At 66.0% G+C, this 17,550-nt stretch carries 11 protein-coding genes; 3 read left to right on the top strand and 8 right to left on the bottom strand.

Annotation, left to right across the window (positions count from 1 at the left end; all coding sequences use genetic code 11):
- Positions 1-29: 29 nt before the first annotated feature.
- Entirely contained in the window at positions 30-914 is an 885-nt protein-coding gene (locus RMO51_RS13355; protein ID WP_310395388.1) for a diacylglycerol kinase family protein, read from the bottom strand.
- Between the two features lie 69 nt (positions 915-983).
- On the opposite strand from RMO51_RS13355, the gene RMO51_RS13350 reads away from it, so the two are divergent.
- Positions 984-1,988 (top strand): phosphatase domain-containing protein, encoded by a 1,005-nt coding sequence (locus RMO51_RS13350; protein ID WP_310395386.1) that lies wholly within the window; start codon positions 984-986, stop codon positions 1,986-1,988.
- A 61-nt stretch (positions 1,989-2,049) separates the two neighbouring features.
- On the opposite strand, the gene bglX is transcribed toward RMO51_RS13350, so the two are convergent.
- The 7 genes from bglX to RMO51_RS13315 form a co-directional block, all read right to left on the bottom strand.
- The gene (gene bglX, locus RMO51_RS13345) at positions 2,050-4,374 is read right to left on the bottom strand and encodes a beta-glucosidase BglX (protein WP_310395384.1); all 2,325 of its coding nucleotides are present in this window, start codon (positions 4,372-4,374) and stop codon (positions 2,050-2,052) included.
- Positions 4,375-4,486: 112 nt separating this feature from the next.
- Positions 4,487-6,313, bottom strand: coding sequence for a family 43 glycosylhydrolase (locus RMO51_RS13340; RefSeq protein WP_310395382.1), 1,827 nt, complete (start codon positions 6,311-6,313; stop codon positions 4,487-4,489).
- Positions 6,314-6,449: 136 nt separating this feature from the next.
- Positions 6,450-7,805 (bottom strand): glucoamylase family protein, encoded by a 1,356-nt coding sequence (locus RMO51_RS13335; protein ID WP_310395380.1) that lies wholly within the window; start codon positions 7,803-7,805, stop codon positions 6,450-6,452.
- A 140-nt stretch (positions 7,806-7,945) separates the two neighbouring features.
- A complete protein-coding gene (locus tag RMO51_RS13330; protein ID WP_310395379.1) occupies positions 7,946-9,502 on the bottom strand; it encodes a RagB/SusD family nutrient uptake outer membrane protein in 1,557 nt (518 codons plus the stop codon).
- A 182-nt stretch (positions 9,503-9,684) separates the two neighbouring features.
- Positions 9,685-13,008, bottom strand: coding sequence for a TonB-dependent receptor (locus RMO51_RS13325; protein ID WP_310395378.1), 3,324 nt, complete (start codon positions 13,006-13,008; stop codon positions 9,685-9,687).
- A gap of 152 nt (positions 13,009-13,160) precedes the next feature.
- The gene (locus RMO51_RS13320) at positions 13,161-14,201 is read right to left on the bottom strand and encodes a FecR domain-containing protein (RefSeq protein ID WP_310395376.1); all 1,041 of its coding nucleotides are present in this window, start codon (positions 14,199-14,201) and stop codon (positions 13,161-13,163) included.
- A gap of 132 nt (positions 14,202-14,333) precedes the next feature.
- Entirely contained in the window at positions 14,334-14,945 is a 612-nt protein-coding gene (locus RMO51_RS13315) for a sigma-70 family RNA polymerase sigma factor (protein WP_310395374.1), read from the bottom strand.
- A 356-nt stretch (positions 14,946-15,301) separates the two neighbouring features.
- Between RMO51_RS13315 and RMO51_RS13310 the strand changes: the two genes are divergently transcribed.
- Both RMO51_RS13310 and adhP read left to right on the top strand, forming a co-directional pair.
- On the top strand, positions 15,302-16,183 hold the full coding sequence (locus tag RMO51_RS13310; protein ID WP_310395372.1) for a sugar phosphate isomerase/epimerase: 882 nt from the start codon (positions 15,302-15,304) through the stop codon (positions 16,181-16,183).
- A gap of 186 nt (positions 16,184-16,369) precedes the next feature.
- Positions 16,370-17,401 (top strand): alcohol dehydrogenase AdhP, encoded by a 1,032-nt coding sequence (adhP, locus tag RMO51_RS13305; RefSeq protein WP_310395370.1) that lies wholly within the window; start codon positions 16,370-16,372, stop codon positions 17,399-17,401.
- Positions 17,402-17,550 lie beyond the last annotated feature (149 nt).

Here is a 17,550-nt window from a genome sequence, read left to right as displayed (position 1 = left end):
CTGGCCCGGGCCGTGGTGCACCGCGCCGGCTACGCCGCCGGCACCAGCACCCGCAGCGCGCCCGGCCGGATGGTGGCCTCCACACGGGTGGTGCGGCCCCGGTACTCGCCGTCGACCTGGAAGGCCGCGGGGCGGGTGGTTTCGAGGCTGACGGCGGTGGTCGAGAAGATTTCCACGGCGGCGGGGTCAAAGGGGCGAAAGCGCCAGAACATCTTCAGCAGCTCGCGGCCCACCAGCCGGCGCAGCAGCACCACTTCAAACTTGCCGTCGGCCACGTCGCCGTCGGGGTTGATTTCGGCACCCGTGCCGTACACACGGGCGTTGGCTAGCACCACCATAAACGCCGTGCGCTCCATGTCCTCGGTGTCGCTCTGCACGCGCACGCGCAGCAGGCGGCGGCGCAGCAGCGACCAGAACGCCGCTCGGGCGTAGCCCAACATGCCGTGCCAGTTGCGGCGCTGGGCGTGGCGCACGAGCTGCGCGTTCAGGCCGATGTCGCTCAGGTGCAGGCAGAGGTCGGTGCCGTTGAGGTAGAGCACGTCCACGGCTTTTTCGCGGCCGTTAACGGCCACGTCGAGCGCCCGCACGGGGTCGGCGGGGAGGGCCAGTTCCCGGGCCATGCCGTTGGCCGACCCGGCGGGCAGCACGGCCAGGGGCAGGCCCGCGGCCAGGGCCAGCTCGGCCACCAGCTTCACGGTGCCGTCGCCGCCCACGGCCACGAGCCGGTCGGGGCGGTGGCGCGCCACCCGGGCCCGCAGGGCGGGCGCGTCGGCGTCGGCGCCGGTCAGGTGAAACAGCTCGGCCGTGTGCGGCAGCGGCGCAAAGTAGTCGCCGATGGTGGCGTCCCAATTCGTTTTGCCGGCGCTGCCCGAGCCGGGGTTGATGACGAACAACAGGTGCAGGGCCGGGGGCATGGGCGGAACGACGGGTGGGCCTTCCCCGTAACGGGTTTCGGGCCCGCCCGGCCGAACTTTTCCCGCCCGATGACCAACAAAATCCTGGCCTGGCTGCGCCTGACCCGCCGGCCCGTCCTCAAGCTCTACCGCGGCTTCGGCAGCCCCACCTGCGTGGTGGTGCAGGGCCACGCGTTTCGGCAAAGCCCGCTGCCGCGCACCCGGTACCGGGCCCGGTTCTGGACCAACGCCTGGGGCCTGCTGCGCTTGTTTGCGGTGCGGCCCTGGGCCGACGCTCCTGTGCGGGTGCGCCTGGCCGGCCGCACCGTCGGGGCCCGCACCGATGCCGACGGCTTCTTCCGCGTCGAAATAACCCCGCCCGCCCCGCTGCCGCCCGGCTGGCACCCCGCCGCAGCGGAGTTGCTCGACCCCGCCACCGGCGCCGCCCTGGCCCGGGGCACCGCCGAAGCGCACGTGCCCTACGAAACCCCGTACGCCTTCATTTCCGACATCGACGACACCTTTCTCGTGTCGCACTCGGCCACCCGCTACCAGCGGCTGTGGGTGCTGCTGAGCCGCAACGCCCGCAGCCGCGCCGCCTTTGCCGACGTGGCGGCGCACTACCAGTGGCTGGCCCAGGCCGGCGCCCCGGCCCCCGGCCCGCCCAACGCTTTTTTCTACGTGTCGAGCAGCGAGTGGAACCTCTACGATTTCATCTTGGAATTTGCTGAGCATCAGCGGCTGCCCAAGGGCGTGTACCAGCTCAGCCAGCTCAAGCGGCTGCGCCAGTTGCTGCGCACCGGCCAGAACAAGCACGCCACCAAGCTCGACCGCATTGTGCGGGTCCTGGAGGCTTGCCCGAGCCAGTATTTCGGCCTGCTCGGCGACGACTCGCAGCAGGACCCCGGCATTTACGCGGCGGTGGTCAAACGATTTCCCGGGCGCATCAAGGCAGTGTACGTGCGGCAGGTGCACGCGCTGGGCCGCCCCGCGGCGGCGGGGGCGCTGGCCGAAATTGCCGCCGCCGGGGTGGCGACGTGCTACTTCGAGCACAGCCGCGACGCCCTGCTCCACTCGCAGGGTTTGGCGTGGTGAGGCGCCCGTCGCCCGCCGCGAAAAGCCGTGCCCCGCGGGAGACCAGGGCCCGGCCAGCGGGCTACCGCGCCGCCAGCTTGAAGGCCGCAGTTTGCACGTCGCGCGAGTTGCCGCCGACGAAGACCTGAAAGTCGCCGGGCTCGGCCACGAATGCCAGGCTGTCGTTGTAAAACTTCAGGTCGTTGGGCGTGAGGCGGAAGGTCAGGGTTTTGCTTTCGCCTTTTTTCAGCAGGATTTTCTGGAAGCCCTTCAGCTCCCGCACCGGGCGCGAAACCGAGCCCACCACGTCGCGCACGTAGAGCTGGGCCACTTCCTCGCCGTCGTAGCTGCCGGCGTTGCGCACGGTCACTTTCACCTCCAGGGTTTCGGTGGGCAAGACGGTGCTTTTGCTCAGCTCTGGCTTTCCGTACTGGAAAGAAGTGTAACTCAAACCGTAGCCGAAGGGGTACAGCGGCTCGTTGCTCACGTCGAGGTAGCGCGACTTGTACTTGTCGAGCTTGTCGGTGCCGGCGTAGGGGCGGCCGGTGCTTTTGTGGTTGTAGTAGAGCGGCACCTGGCCCACCACCTGCGGAAAGGTAGCCGTGAGCTTGCCGCTGGGGTTGTAGTCGCCAAAGAGCACGTCGGCGATGGCGTGGCCGGCCTGGGTGCCCGCAAACCAGGTTTCGAGGATGGCGTCGGCGTTCTGGTTTTCCCAGGCCAGGGTGAGCGGCCGGCCGTTCATGAGCACCAGCACCAGCGGCTTGCCGGTTTTCTTCAGGGCCTTGAGCAGTTCGAGCTGCTGGCCGGGCAGGCCGATATCGGCGCGGCTGGCGGCTTCGCCGCTCATGCCCTGGCTCTCGCCCACCACGGCCACCACCACGTCGGCGGCCTGGGCCACCTGCACGGCCTCGCGTATCATCTCCTCCGAGCTGCGTTTGTCGAGGTTCAGCTCGCCGCCGTGGGCGTTGAGGCGTTCCAGCATCTGGGGGTCGTCGGCGATGTTGGCGCCCTGGGCGTAGGTGATGCGCAGGCCGGGGGCGGCGGCGCGCAGGCCCTGCTCCACAGACACGGCCTGTTTCCAGTCGCCGGCCCCGCTCCAGCTGCCGAGCACGTCCTTCTGCCGGTTGGCCAGCGGGCCGATGAGGGCCACGCTGCCGGTTTTTTTCAGCGGCAGGGCGTTGCGCTCGTTCTTCAGCAATACCAAGCTCTTGCGGGCAATGTCGCGGGCGGCGGCCAGGAACTCGGGCTTCATCAGGGTGGCGGTGGCGCGCGCCGGGCTCACGTTGCGGTAGGGGTCCTGGAACAGGCCCAGCCGGTACTTGGCCTCCAGAATGCGGCGGCAGGCGGCGTCGAGCTGGGCCTTGCTCACGGCGCCACTGGCCAGGTTTTGGGCGGCGTTTTTGAGAAAGATTTCGCCCACCATGTCCTGGTCGATGCCCGCGTTCAGGGCCAGGGCCGACACCTGGGCGTCGGTGCCCACCCCGTGCGCCACCATTTCGTTGATGGCCGTGTAGTCCGTCACCACGAAGCCCCGGAAGCCCCATTGGCGGCGCAGCAGGTCGGTCATCAGCCACTTATTGCCGGTGGCCGGCGTGCCGTTGATATCGTTGAAGGACGACATCACCGAGCCCACGCCGGCGTCGATGGCGGCGTGGTAGGGCAGCAGGTACTCGTTGTACATGCGCTGGCGGCTCATGTCGGTGGTGTTGTAGTCGCGGCCGGCCTCGGCGGCGCCGTAGAGGGCGAAGTGCTTGAGGCAGGCCATCACGGTGTTGGGGTTGGTGAGGTCGTTGGCGGGGCCCTGGTAGCCGCGCACCATGGCCTCGGCGATGCGCGCGCCCAGGTAGGGGTCCTCGCCGGCGCCCTCGGCCACGCGGCCCCAGCGGGCGTCACGGGCAATGTCGACCATGGGCGAGAACACCCAATCCAGCCCGTCGGCCGTCGATTCCTCGGCCGCGATGCGGGCGCTTTGCTCAATGGCCTTGAGGTCCCAGCTGGCCGCCAGCCCCAGCGGAATCGGGAATATGGTGCGGTGCCCGTGGATGACGTCGTAGCCAAACATAAGCGGAATGTGCAGCCGCGACTCTTTCAGGGCCAGTTCCTGCAGCTTGCGCACCGCCACCGGCGTGAAAGTGTTGAACACCCCGCCCACCAGGCCCTTGCGGATGTTGGCGTCCACGTCCTTGCTCAGCACCGGACCCGTCACGTCGAAGCCCACGGTGACCAGATTCAGCTGCCCGATTTTTTCCTCCGGCGTCATCTTCGCCATGAGGCCGTCGATGAAGGGCTTCATCTTGGGGTCGTTGGCGAGCGTGGGGGCGGGGCCGGATTTGGGCTGGGCCCGCAGCAGCGGGCTGAGCAGCAGCAGCGAGAGCAGCGGGAGGAGGAAGCAAAACGGCCGGTTCATGGCGGGGGTGGGAGGAGGGTGAAAGGAACGAGTTGTTTGAGAATATTTTTCAAAGAAGGAGCTGGCGCGCGTTGTAGACGCGCGCCAACGGCCTTTCTGAGCAACTTCGTGGTCATCGGGCTTCCTGCACGATGGTTTGCGGCGAAACCCCGTTTTCGTTGACGGCCTCGATGGTGAAGTAGTACGTCTGGTTCTTGTCCATGCCTTTGAAGTAATATTCGTTGGCCCCGTGCACCATGATGCAGCTGTAGAGCTTGTCGAAGGTGCTGCCCGTGTAGATGTTGTAGGCGTAGGCGCCGTCCACGGCCGGCCACTTCAGCCAGGCGCCGCGCTTGTCTTTCCGGGTGCGCAGCACCGTCAGGTTCTTCACCTTTTCGGGCGGGCTGCCCCCGCCCCGGCCGAACACCCGCAAGCCGCTGATGGCAAACTTGCCGGTGGGCATGTGCCGGTTTTCCAGCTTGAGGTAGCGGGCCCGCACGGCCGCGCGCAGCTCCACGTAGTCGTGCGGCACGTCGGTGGTGTTCTGGCTTTTGTCGGCCAGTACCTGCCACTTTTTGCCGTCCAGCGAGTGCAGCAGCCGGTACTGGTGGTAGGCGCCGGCGGGCTTGCCCAGCACGATGGCGTCCTGGTCGGCGTAGTTGATTTGCACGGCGTGCACGGTGCTCACCCGCCCCAGGTCGGTTTGGATGAACTCGCCGGGCCGGCCGGAGGCGGCGCTCCAGTAGGTTTTAATGTTTTCGTCCACGGCGTGGTTGGCCGCGTAGCCGCCCAGGGTGGACGACACCTGCACGGGCTTGTTGTAGTTGAGCAGCATCCAGCCCGTGAACAGGCTCTGGCCGTAGTCGCTCAGGCCAGCGGGCAAGTAGTGCGGGTAGTCGCCAAAAGCCGTGTTGGCGTAGAGCACGCCGTCGGGGTCAAAGGCGGCGGGCCAGAGGCCGAGGCGGCGCTCGAAGTTGTTTTTTACCGACACCACCATGGTCGAGGTGTGCCACCAGCTGCCCCAGCGGTCCTGGAAGGTGTTGCCGTGGCCCGCCCCGCGCGCAAAGCCGCCGGGCTTGTACGAGAACGGGTTGTGCGCCTGCGGCCGGAAGGGCCCCAGCGGCCCGTTGCCCACCTGCACCCCGTCGGCGTAGCCGCTGAATTCGGTGCCCGGCGCGCCATATTGCAGGTAGTACTTGCCGGCGTGCTTGGTCATCCAGGCGCCTTCCAGGAAGGGGTCCAGGGCGGTGTTGTCGAGGTATTCGCCGAAGCGCTGCCAGCCGTACCGCCTGTCGTCGAGGGCAATGAGCTTCTTGGGCCGACCCAGGGGCCGGAAGGTGTGGCGGTTGATTTGTTGCCCGTAAATCGGGGTTTTGTTCGAGCTGCCCCAGTAGAGGTAGAGCTTGTCGTCCTCGTCGAGAAAGAAAGCGGGGTCCCAGGCCCCAACCTGGAAGGCGCTGATGCGCTCCTGCCAGGCGCCGGCTTTGGGGTTGGTGCTCATCCAGATGGGGAAGTTCTTCTCGTGGGTCGACCCGTACACCACCAGCGTGTCGCCGAGCACGAACACGGCCGGCGCGCACAGGTCGTCGAAGGTCTTGTGCTCGGGCTTGAGAAACGAGCGGGCCACGAACGTCCACTTGCTCAGGTCGTGGCTCCACCAGTAGCCGCCCTGATTGGTGGAGAAGAGGTAGTAATCGTCTTTGAACAGCGTGATGACCGGGTCGGCGGTGGCGCGGTGCCGGCCGGCGGCCGTGAAGTCGGGGATGGGCGTGTAGCCGTAGTCCAGGTTCAGGGGGTTGCAGTAGGTGGGGCGGCCGCCCGGCGGGCTCACCGCCGCGGGGACTTGCTTTTGGGTCGGGGTCGTCGTTTTTGGGGATGAAGCCGGCTTCTTTTTGCGTTGGGCCAGGGTGGGCAGGCTCAGCAAGCCGGCGAGGCAGCAAAGGCAAACAAATCGAAGCATGGGGAACCGGCGGAAATCGTACGTCATGGGGGCTTGCGGCAGCAACTTTGTCGTGAAACTAATCCAATTGACGGGGTTAGTTACGAGAAAAACGCTTTGGCCAGCGTACGCCGGGCGCCGGATGCCCGTGCCGGAATCATTTCTTAATCAGCGGGCTCTCAAATCCCAGCTTCGTGAGCCCGCGCTGCACGTCGGGCGAACTCATGAACAGCTTCCAGAGTAGGCCCGAGCGGTGGTTTTCAATCATGCCCACGATGGGCCCCTGGTCGATGGCCAGGTAAGATTTGGCGGCCCAGCCGTGCTGCTCGCTGAAGGCGTCTACGAAGCCGTATTCGCCCCAGATGGTGTCGCCCAAGTCGTAATAAAAGTGCTTCAGCGCGCGCATCGAATGCTCCGGCGTGTAGGGAAAGGCCGACAGCGCGGCGGTGGGCGAAATCACGCTCACGTCCTCTTTGGGGTTGTGGGCCACATAGCCTTGGTAGCTGTCGGAGGCGGTGAGGCCCCAGGTGTTGGGGCCGTAGCCCTTGAACTTCTTGGGGTTCGCCACGCAGTAGGCGTAGTTGATGAGCGTGTGGTGCTGGTTCTGCTGCCAGTAGTCGGCGTACTGGTCCCGGAGGTCGTGCGGGTTGATACCCAGGAAGGAGTAGTGCGTGAAAAACAGCGGCCCGCCCAGGTCCGGGCCCAGCGGCAGCGGCACGCCGTAGTACTCCTTGCCGTTCTTGAACTCCGGCCCCACCGCCCAGCCCTGGTCGTACACCGGCCGCTCGATGGCGTACTTGGGCGAGGCCGCGGCTAGCACGTAGGTCACCAGGCACTCGTTGTAGCCGTGAATCTGGTGGTTCATGCTCCAGCCGTTGTTGGGGCTCCAGTGCCAGTAGAGGACGTTTTGGCCGCCCTGGGTTTGCCAGCTCCACTCCACGTTCTCCCACATCCACTGGATGTGGTTGCGCACGTCGCGCTCCAGCGGCGTGTCGGCCGTGAAGTACTGGCGGGCGCAAATCAGGCCCTCCATCAGGAAAGAGGTTTCCACGATGTCGCCGCCGTCGTCCTTGGCCCCGAAGCGGATGACCTTGCCGGTGGCCCCGTGCAGCCAGTGCGGAAACACGCCGTGGAACTGGTCGGCCTTCTCCAGAAACCGCACGATTTTGTAGATGCGCGCGGCGGCCTGCTCCCGCGTTATCCACTTGCGCTCGGCCGCCACGATGATGGCCATGATGCCGAAGCCCGTGCCGCCGGTGGTCACCACTTCCTGGCCGTAGTCGTAGGCCACGTTGCTGCGCTCGCGGGCCAGGCCGCTCACCGGGTGCCCGAAGTCCCAGAAGTACCGGAACGTCTGCCGCTGCACCAGCTCCAGCAGCTGCCCGTCGGTGAGGTTGCGGGGCCGCTTTTTGGCGTCGAAGGCCGCGGCTTTTTTGGGTGCGAGCTTTGGTTGGGCCTGGAGGATGCCAGGTAGTAAGAGCAGCAGCAGGATTAGCAGAAACTTTGGGCTCATAGAACTTAACAGTAGAACGTCATGCTGAGCGCAGCCGAAGCATCTCGCCCGCTTCGTCCTAATCGTTTAAACTAAGCGGGCGTTATGCTTCGGCTGCGCTCAGCATGACGTTTCTTTTGTTACAGATAATCTCAGAAAAATCAATACCCCGGGTTCTGCGTCAAACGCCCGCCGCTCAGGTCAATCTGCGGCTGCGGAATCGGGAATAGCTCGTGCTTACCCTTCACGAAGGTTTTGCCCTGGGCCGCGAACAGGGGCACGATGCGGCCCGGCGTCACGCTTTCCTGACGCACGAGGTCGAAGAATCGGTCGTGCTCCAGGGCCAGCTCCACCCGGCGCTCGGCCCAGATGTTTTCCACCGTGGCCGGCTTGGGGCCCAGGCCGGCGCGGGTGCGCACGGCGGTGAGGTCGGCCAGGGCCGCGGCGGCGTTGCCGAGCTGCGCGGCGGCCTCGGCCCGGATGAGCAGCACCTCGGCATAGCGCAGCACCCGGATGTTCTTGGGCAGGTAGTCGTTGTTGCCGCAGTTGGCCTCGCGGGTGCGGCTGTGGTAGGCCTTGTAGCTGTAGCGGGAGTTCTCCACCGAGTCCTGGCTCGGGATGCGGAAGTCGTCCCAGAGCACCGTGCCGGTGGAGCGCTGCCCGGCCGGGGCCGTGGGCTGGATGAAGATGATGGTGCCGGCCCGGCGCAGGTCGCCGGGTTCGTAGGCGTCGGCCAGCTGCTGGGTGGGGGTGTTGAAGCCGAAGCCCAAATCAGCCCAGCCGCCCTTGCCGCCCGAGCGCGGGCCCTGGCTCACGCTGTAGAGCTGCACGGCCGAGTTATTGCAGGCCGCGTTGATGCCCGTTTGCACCTCGAATATCGACTCGGCGTTGTTGGCGCCCACGGTCCGCCAGATGTCGGCGTAGGTCGGATACAGCTCGTAGGCGCCGGACCGGCCCGTCACGATTTCATTACTCAGCTCAAACGCGCGCTGGTAGTCTTTCTGGTAGAGGTACACCTTGGCGAGCAGGGCTTGGGCAGCGGCCTTGGTGGCGCGGCCGGTTTCGGTGGCGCCCTTCAGCGGCAGGTTGTCCACCGCAAACTGCAGGTCGGCGATGAGGAAGGTGTAGATGTCGGCCGCGGTGGCCCGCTGCTGAAACTCCGGGCTGTTGACCTCCGAGGCCGCCGGCACCCGGTCGAGCCGGGGCACCCCGCCAAACAGGCGCACCAGGTTGAAGTACAGGTAACCGCGCAGGAAGCGCACCTCGCCCAGTAGGCGGTTCTTCACCGCGTCGGGGGCGGGGCTGAGCGGGATTTTGTCCAGCGCCTGGTTGGTCCGTGAAATGCCCTGGTAGTGCCCGGTCCAGGCGTTGTTGATGTTGGCGTTGGTTGCGTTCAGCGTGAGGTTGTCCACCCCGCCGGCATCGGCCAGGTAGTCGTTCGGCGAGCTGCCCTTGTCGGCGTCGTCGGAGGCAATGTCGGTGAGGATGACGAACTGCAGGCCGCTGATGTCGGGGCCGAAGCCGCCGAGGTACAGGGCGTTGTACACGCCGTCGACCAGCCGTTGGGCGGCGGCCGGGTCGGTGCGAATGGCGTCCTCGCTGAGCTGGCCCTGGGGCGGCACGTCGAGGAAGTCCTTGCAGCCGCTGACCACGGCCAGCGACAGCGCCAGCGCGGCCGTGCCGGCGCGGCGGGAGAGGGCGGAGAGTATCGGGTTCATCTGTTTGATGTTTATGGCTGGTGAGAATGAAAGAACGTGGAATAGAATGTCATGCAGAACGTAGCGCAGCGAAGTGAAGCATCTCGCGTGTGGTAGTGATTCAACCGTGAGGACGAAGCGGGCAAGATGCTTCGCTGCGCTCTGCATGACGTTCTTTCCGTGTGTTCTGCTGTTCGTTCTGGTTATTTAAAAGTGACGTTCAGCCCCAGCGTGACGGTGCGGCTGGTGGGGTAGGTGTTCAGCTCGATGCCCGAGTCGAGGGGCCCGCCGGCCAGCTCGGGCGTGAAGCCGGTGTAGTCCGTGACGGTAAACACGTTTTGGGCGGCGGCGTACACGCGCACCGAGCCCAGGCGGGCCTTTTCCAGCAGGGCGGTGGGCAGGCTGTAGCCCAGCACGAGGTTGGTCAGGCGCAGGTACGAACCCGACTCCAGGAAGTACGTCGAGTTTTGCATGCCTTCCCGCAGGGCGCTGGGGTCGGTGTTCGAAGGGTTGCTGGCCGTCCACCGGTCGTTGGCGAAGCTGGCCTCCACGTTGTTGTTGAGGTTGGTGCGGGCCTGCTTTTTGGCGTTGTACACCTCGTTGTTGAGGTTGCCCGAGAACACGAACGAGAAGTCCACGTTGCGGAAGTTCAGCCCGCCGTTGATGCCGAAGTACACCGGTGGCTGGTACGAGCCGTAGTAGCGGCGGTCGGTCAGGTCCACCACGCCGTCGCCGTTCGAGTCGGCGTACTTCAGGTCGCCCACCTGGGGGTTGAAGGTAGACCGGGGCGAGGCGGCAATGTCGTCGGCGCTCTGGTACACGCCGATGGCGTCGAGCAGGAAGAAGCTGCCAGCGGCTTGGCCATTGTCGGACCGGGTCACGCCGTTGTAGCCCGCCGTCAGGGCCTCCCCGCCGTTGAGGTTGGCAATGCGGTTCTGGTTGAAGGTCACGTTGGCCCCGATGTTGTAGCTCCAGTCGGGGTTGCTGCCCAGGGCGGCGCGCCAGTTCAGGGCCGTTTCCAGGCCGCGGTTGGTGATGTCGGCGGCGTTGGTGATGAACTGGTTGTTGGGGTCGCCCAGAATGCCGGCGATGTTGACGGGAATCAAGGCGTCGGAGGTGCGCTTGTCGTAGTACGTCACCTCGCCGGTCAGCCGGTTGTCGAGGAAGCCAAACTCCAGCGCCGCGTCGTACTCGGTGGTGGTTTCCCACTGCACGTTGCCGTCCTTGATTTCCGTGATGGTGGCGCCCAGCACGCTCTGGCCATTAAAGAGGTAGGGAATGCCGGAGTTGGCCGTCACCACGTTGGAGTTGACCGGAATCTGGTCGTTGCCGAGCTGCCCGTAGCTGCCGCGCAGCTTCAGGAAGCTCAGCGCCGGCACGTCCTTGAGGAAGTCCTCCTCGCTCAGGACCCAGCCCAGGCCCAGCGACGGGAAAAAGCCCTGCCGCCGGTCGCGGCTGAAGCGCGAAGTGGCGTCCTGCCGCAGGTTGGTGGTGAAGAGGTAGCGGTTGTTGAAGGCGTAGTTGACGCGGCCCAGAAGGGACAGGCGGCGGTCCTTGGCCGGCAGGTCGGGGGCGGGGTCGTCGGGGTTCACGGGGTTGTTCACGGCCGAGGTCGGGTCGCCGGTGTTCAGGTACCATTGGTTGGGGTCGGCGGGCACGTCCCGGCGCGAGCCGGAGAGCGGCGTGGTCAGGCCTTCCTCGACCACGTTCCCGACCAGCACGGTCAGGTTATGCTTTTCCTTAAAAGTGCGCTGGAACGTGGCCGTGTTCTCCCACAGGTAGCGGGAGGCGTTGTTCTGCGTCACGGCCAGGTTGCTGCGCAGGTTCTGCTGGTTGCCGCCGGTGGTGACGAACGTGGCCGCGTCGTTGCGGAACTGATAGTCGTACACGCGGCGGTTGGTGGCCGTCAGGTCCAGGTTGAGGGCCGAGCGCAGGGTCAGGCCCTCCACGGGGCGCACGTCGAGGCCGATGTTGCCCTGCAGGCGGTTTTCCAGCAGCTTGTTGTCATTCTGCTCGATGTCCAACACCGGGTTGCCCACGTTGCCGTAGGCCGACGTGTTGCCGTAGAGCCCGTTTACTTTGGCCGGGATAATCGGAGCCGCCCGGTAGGCGTTATTGTAAGCCGTGCGAATGTTCACGTCGCGCGCTTCGGCGTGGCTGAACGAGGCCTGCGAGCTAATCGTGACCTTGTCCGACAAGCTGAACGAGGTGTTGGAGCGCACCGTCAGGCGCTTAAACTTGTTCTCGATGACCGTGCCGTCGTCCTGCAGCAGGTTGCCCGAGAAGTAGTAGCGCACGTTGTCCGTGGCGCCCGACACGGCCAGGTTGTGGTTCTGGAACGTGCCGCGCTTCAGAATTTGGTCGTACCAGTCCGTCGAGCCCGCGAAGTCGGGCAGCACCACCGTCGGGGTGATGTCCCGGATGTACTGTGAGTACTGCCCGGCGTTGGCCATCTCGACCACATTGGCCGCCTGCCGAAAGCCCGCCGTGCCGCTGTAGGCGAGTATCGGCTTGCCCACCGCGCCCTTTTTGGTGGTCACGATAATCACGCCGTTGGCCCCGCGCACCCCGTAGATGGCGGCCGCCGAGGCGTCCTTGAGCACGTCGATGGTCGCGATGTCGGCGTTGCTAATGTTGCGGATGTCGGTCGTCTGCACGCCGTCCACCACGTAGAGCGGCTCGGCCCCGCCCAGCAGCGTGCCCGTGCCCCGGATGCGCACCTTGGGCTGCGAGTTCGGCGTGCCGTCGCTGATGATTTGCACGCCCGCCACCTTGCCCTGCAGGGCCTGGGTGGGCGTCTGCACCGGTTGGTTCACGATTTCGGCGCCGTCGACGCGGGCCACGGCCCCGGTCAGGTCCTGCCGGCGCTGGGTGCCGTAGCCCACCACCACCACCTCGCTCAGCGCTTCGGCGTCGGGGGCCAGCGTCACGTTGAGGGTGGTTTGGGTGCCCACCGCCACTTCCTGGGCCGTGTACCCCACGAAGGAAAACACCAGCGTGCTGTTCTCGGGCACGGCCAGCGTGAACTTGCCGTCGACGTCGGTCTGGGTGCCGTTCGAGCCGCCCTTGAGGATGACGTTAACGCCGGGCAGGCCCGCGCCCTTCTCGTCCACCACGCGGCCGGTCACGGTCACGTCGGCCGCCGCGTCAGGCGCCGTTGCGGCCGGGGCCGGCCGCAAAATAATGCCGTTGTTGACCAGCTTATAGCTGATTTGCAGCGGGTCGAGCAGCTGGCTCAGCAGTTGGGCCAGGGGCTGGCCGGTGGCGTTCACCGTCACGCGCCGGCCGGCCCCGATGAGTTGCCGGCTGTACTGAAAGCGCACGTTGGCCCGGGCTTCGATTTTGCTCAGCACCGCGGCCATGCGCTCGTCTTTGGCTTGCAGGGTGATGAGTTGGTCGAGCACGGGCTGGGCCGCGGAAGCATATGCCGGATTGATGCCGGTAAGCAGGCACAGCAGTAGGCCCGGCAGCAGCGCCAGGCGCTTGAGGCGGGCCAGTAGTGGTGGGAATTGTAGGGGAATATTCATAAGAAAGTGGAAATGGTGGGTCAAAAAGCAGCAAGCGCCGGCGGTTCCTGCGTCCGGCGGCCCGGCCCGCGAGCCGGGTGGGCGGAGCCAGGGCGCACCGGAATCGATTGGGGGCTAATGTTTCATAGGCAGGACGCTAAAAGGAGCCTGGTTTACTCAGCCCGGCAGGATGGACTGTGAAAAAGAATGCGGCCGTCGGCCTGCTCGTAGGTGGCGCCCAGGGCTTCGCAGATGATGTCGAGCTTCGCAAACAGGGGCTCGTCGGTCAGGCTCAGGTTCAGGGTACAGTGGCGCAGGGCGGCGGCGTCGTACGCAATGGCCACGCCGTAGGCCCGCTCCAGCGCCGCCAGCACCTCCGCCACGGGCCGGTCGTCGAACACGAAGGATTGGGCCGCGAGCTGGGCCGGCTGCGCCACCAGCTCGCGCCGCAGTTGCCGCCGCGCCGCCGAGTACACGGCCTGCTGGTTGGGCCGCACTTCCAGCACTTCGAGGCTGGATACCGCGCCCGTTGGGCCCGCCGCGCGCGGGCTCACCCGCACCCGGCCGGTCCGAACCTGCACCTGCACCTCGGGCTGCCCGGCGAAAGCCCGCACCCGGAAGCTGGTACCCAGCACCGTGGTCACCACCTGGTCGGTGTACACCAAAAACGGGTGGCGGGCGTCGTGAGAAACGTCGAAAAAAGCCGCGCCCGTCAGGTACACGGTGCGGCGCGGGCCCGCAAATGCGCGCGGGTACTTGAGCGAGCTGGTCGGGGCCAGCGTCACCGTGCTGCCATCGGGCAGCGCCAGCCGCGCCGCGCGGGCCGAGGAATTAGCGTGCACCACCCACCCGGGCGCCGCGGCGGGCCGGCTCCGCGGCGACCAGACGGCGGCCCACTTTGAGGATTTTTTGCTGGCGTACGTGCCCGCCAAGCCCGCTCCGAGGGCCAGCAGAGCCACGGCGGCCCAGCGGCGGTGCAGGGCCCAGGCCGCGCGGCCGGCGGGTGGGGGGGCGTCGGGCAGCGGGAGGGCCGTCTGGCTGGCAATGCGCTGCCACAGCGTGGCCACCAGCGCGGCCTGCTCGGCGGCGGTGAGCAGCAGTTGCCGGTCGTTGTCGAGGGCCTCGTACCACTGCTCGACGCGCTGCTTTTCCGCGGGCGTGCATTCGCCCTGCTGGTACCGGTGCAGTAACGCGCGAAAAGCCAGTTGGTCCATAGTCGTACTACCTCAAGGGGTGCTCGTACTACACAGTCAAGCAAGGCACTTTCATCCCTAGTGCCTCACCTAAAAAAATGCAGTGCATCACCAAACGGCAAGCTCAAAAAACCGCACTGTACCGAGAGCCGGCTATTGGAGCAGAAGCAAGGCCGCGGGCAGCAAAAAATCTTTTAGCGAAACCCGCAACGATTTCAGGGCCCGGGTCAGGTGGTACTCCACGGCTTTGGGCGAGAGCTTGAGCCGGACGGCAATCTCGGGCACCGTCTGGTGCTCCATCCGGCTCAGCTGGAACACTTCCCGCGTATGGCCCGGCAGGTGGGCCAGGCCCAGCGTGAGCGCCAGCGCCAGGTCGGCCGCCGCCACATCGTCCTCCGTCCGGTGGTCGGCGTCGGGGGCGTGCGTTTGGCGGTAGGCCACGTACCCGGCGTGGGTCAGCTTGCTCTTTATCAGGTTGATGACGCGGTACTTCACCGCCGTGGTCAGGTATTCCCGAAGCTTCTGGATGTCGGCGGTGGCCCGCTTGTGCCACAGTGCCGTGAACAAGTCCTGCACAATTTCCTCGGCGGCCTCGCGCGAGTTCACTTTGCGAAAAGCCAGCTCGACAAGGGAAAGGCCGTAGCGGTTGTACATCTCCGCAAACGCGTGTTCGTCGCCCCGCCGCAGGCCCTGCACCAAGGCCGCGTCGTCCCAGGCGGCCGGCAGCCTACGGGACCTCGACTCAACGTTGCCGGCGTGGTGCATTAGTGAAAAACAGCTACCGAGCTACCCCAATGCAGCTCATTCAGAGCAAAAAACCAGGGTGAGGGCGGCCCGCGAGTTGGCGAAAGGCGCCCTGGCTCGGCCGGGTTGTGCGTAATAGTTACGTAATAACGTCGTTTCGTTGGGTTTGTTGACGAGTGACCACCGGGTACGCCGCGGCGTGCCGGGCGGCCGGCGCGTTGATTTACCGGGTTCTCGGGAAGCCGAAATATTTCCACGCGTCGAATGCTGCATATATTGGCCCGGTCTCCGGGGCACCCGGCGGAGCAACCGCCTCCGCTGCCCACCGGGCTTCTGTCCGCCAGTCGGCCCCTCGAAAACGCTTAACCCTGCCGGCCATGACTTCCCGTAGAAATTTCCTCGCTTCCGCCGCGTTGCTCTCCGCCGGCGTGCTGGTTTCGCCGGCACTGCTGGCCCGCAACCGGCGCTACATCGGCCTGCAGCTCTACACCGTGCGCGACGCCATGGCCAAAGACCCCGCGGGTACTCTGGCCCAACTGGCTAAAATTGGCTATAATTCGGTGGAAGGCGCGACCTACACGGGCACCCAGAAATTCTACGGGATGGCGCCCCGGGTTTTTGCCGACCTGCTCAAGCAGCACGGTCTGATTATGCCCAGCAGCCACTACCGCCTGGGCGAAGAGCTGACGAACGGCGCCCCGGTGCTGGGCACCATGCTTCACAACTGGGACCGGGCCGTGGACGACGCCGCGGCGGCCGGCGTGCAATACATGGTGTGCGCCTACCTCTCGGAGCCCGAGCGGGGTAACCTCGACCACTACAAGTACGTGGCCGACCAGCTGAACAAAGCCGGCGAGCGCTGCAAAAAGGCGGGCCTGCAACTCTGCTACCACAACCACGACTTCGAGTTCGTGCCCCAGGACGGCCAGCTGCCCTACGACCTGCTGCTGGCTACCGACCCGCAACTGGTGCAAATGGAACTGGACCTGTACTGGGTGACCAAGGCCGGCCGCGACCCGCTGGCCCTGTTCAAGCAGCACCCCGGCCGCTTCCCGCTCTGGCACGTGAAGGACATGGACCGGACCCCGCAGCAGTCTTTCACCGAGGTGGGCAACGGCAGCATTGACTTCAAGAAAATTTTCGCTCAGGCCCGCCCGGCCGGCCTCGCCTACTTCTTCGTCGAGCAGGACGCCACCCCCGGCTCGCCCTTCGACAGCGTGGCCAAAAGCCTTGCCTACATCAAGAAGAACCTGGTGTAGTGCGGGCCTGCTCGGAGCCGGTCCTCATTTCAGGACGAGACTCCTGGCTGATTAATGTCTTCCGGTATGCTGATTTTTGTCGTGGTGGCCCCGCCTGGTCCGGTCTACTTTTGGCCCACTCGCTGCGGCAGAAGTTGACCTTTTGGTTGAACGTGGCCGAGGGGACGTAATTCAATCATGCTCGCCATGTTACCCACCACCATGAAAGCCGCCGTGGCGCGGGCCTACGGGCAGCCCTTGCAAATCGAGCAGGTGCCGGTGCCGGCCCTGACGCCGGGCCACATTCTGATTAAAGTAGCGGCCTGCGGCGTGTGCCACACCGACCTGCACGCCCTCAACGGCGATTGGCCGGTGAAAGCGACGCTGCCTCTGATTCCGGGGCACGAAGGCGTGGGCACCGTGGTGGCCGTGGGCGCGGGCGTGACGCAGGTAAAGGAGGGCGACCGGGTGGGCGTGCCGTGGCTGTACACCGCCTGCGGGCACTGCGAATACTGCCTTACCGGCTGGGAAACCTTGTGCCCGGCCCAGCAGAACACGGGCTACTCGGTACCGGGCAGCTACGCCGAGTACGTGCTGGCCGACGCTGATTACGTGGGCCATTTGCCCGATGCGCTGTCGTTTCAGGAGGCCGCGCCGCTGCTGTGCGCGGGCGTGACGGTGTACAAGGGCCTGAAAGAAACGGAGGTGCGGCCGGGGCAGTGGGTGGTGATTTCCGGCATTGGTGGGCTGGGCCACCTGGCGGTGCAGTACGCCAAGGCCATGGGTATGCGGGTGGCGGCCGTGGACGTGGCCGCCGAAAAGCTCGCCCTGGCGCGGGCCGTGGGGGCCGACCTGGTGGTGAACACCGCGGAGCAAGACCCGGTCGCGGCCATCCAGCAACAGCTGGGCGGGGCCCACGGCGTGCTGGTCACGGCCGTGTCGCGGGCGGCGTTTGCGCAGGGCGTGGCCATGCTGCGCCGCCGCGGCACGCTGGCGCTGGTGGGCCTGCCGCCGGGCAGTTTTGAGCTCGATATTTTCGACGTGGTGCTCACGCGCAAGACCGTGCGCGGCTCCATCGTGGGCACCCGGCAGGACTTAACGGAGGGCCTCGCCTTTGCCGCCACGGGCCAGGTGCAGGTGCATTACCAGTGCGAGCGGCTGGAAAACATCAACCAAGTGCTGGCGGCGCTGCATGCCGGCACCGTGCAGGGCCGGACGGTGCTGGATTTGGCATTGTGAGCACTCATGCAGAACCGGCCGTATGGTCCTGGCGGGGCCCGGCGAAAACCACCAAGCGGTAGTAGAAAAACCATTAAAAAAGCGGGGGGTGGTAGTCCCGCTGCGGCGGGCGGGGCTTTAGAATGTGAAGGGGTTTTTAAGAGGCCGGT

The sequence above is a fragment of the Hymenobacter sp. genome (genome assembly GCF_031398885.1).
Taxonomy (GTDB): Bacteria; Bacteroidota; Bacteroidia; order Cytophagales; family Hymenobacteraceae; genus Hymenobacter.
This window is presented reverse-complemented; position numbering and strand designations above follow the sequence as displayed.

What these genes read in the sequence shown, in the direction of transcription:
- RMO51_RS13355 (WP_310395388.1), bottom strand. Translation starts at nt 914, where the DNA reads ATGCCCCCGGCCCTGCACCTGTTGTTCGTCATCAACCCCGGCTCGGGC.
- RMO51_RS13350 (WP_310395386.1), top strand. Translation starts at nt 984, where the DNA reads ATGACCAACAAAATCCTGGCCTGGCTGCGCCTGACCCGCCGGCCCGTC.
- bglX (WP_310395384.1), bottom strand. Translation starts at nt 4,374, where the DNA reads ATGAACCGGCCGTTTTGCTTCCTCCTCCCGCTGCTCTCGCTGCTGCTG.
- RMO51_RS13340 (WP_310395382.1), bottom strand. Translation starts at nt 6,313, where the DNA reads ATGCTTCGATTTGTTTGCCTTTGCTGCCTCGCCGGCTTGCTGAGCCTG.
- RMO51_RS13335 (WP_310395380.1), bottom strand. Translation starts at nt 7,805, where the DNA reads ATGAGCCCAAAGTTTCTGCTAATCCTGCTGCTGCTCTTACTACCTGGC.
- RMO51_RS13330 (WP_310395379.1), bottom strand. Translation starts at nt 9,502, where the DNA reads ATGAACCCGATACTCTCCGCCCTCTCCCGCCGCGCCGGCACGGCCGCG.
- RMO51_RS13325 (WP_310395378.1), bottom strand. Translation starts at nt 13,008, where the DNA reads ATGAATATTCCCCTACAATTCCCACCACTACTGGCCCGCCTCAAGCGC.
- RMO51_RS13320 (WP_310395376.1), bottom strand. Translation starts at nt 14,201, where the DNA reads ATGGACCAACTGGCTTTTCGCGCGTTACTGCACCGGTACCAGCAGGGC.
- RMO51_RS13315 (WP_310395374.1), bottom strand. Translation starts at nt 14,945, where the DNA reads ATGCACCACGCCGGCAACGTTGAGTCGAGGTCCCGTAGGCTGCCGGCC.
- RMO51_RS13310 (WP_310395372.1), top strand. Translation starts at nt 15,302, where the DNA reads ATGACTTCCCGTAGAAATTTCCTCGCTTCCGCCGCGTTGCTCTCCGCC.
- adhP (WP_310395370.1), top strand. Translation starts at nt 16,370, where the DNA reads ATGTTACCCACCACCATGAAAGCCGCCGTGGCGCGGGCCTACGGGCAG.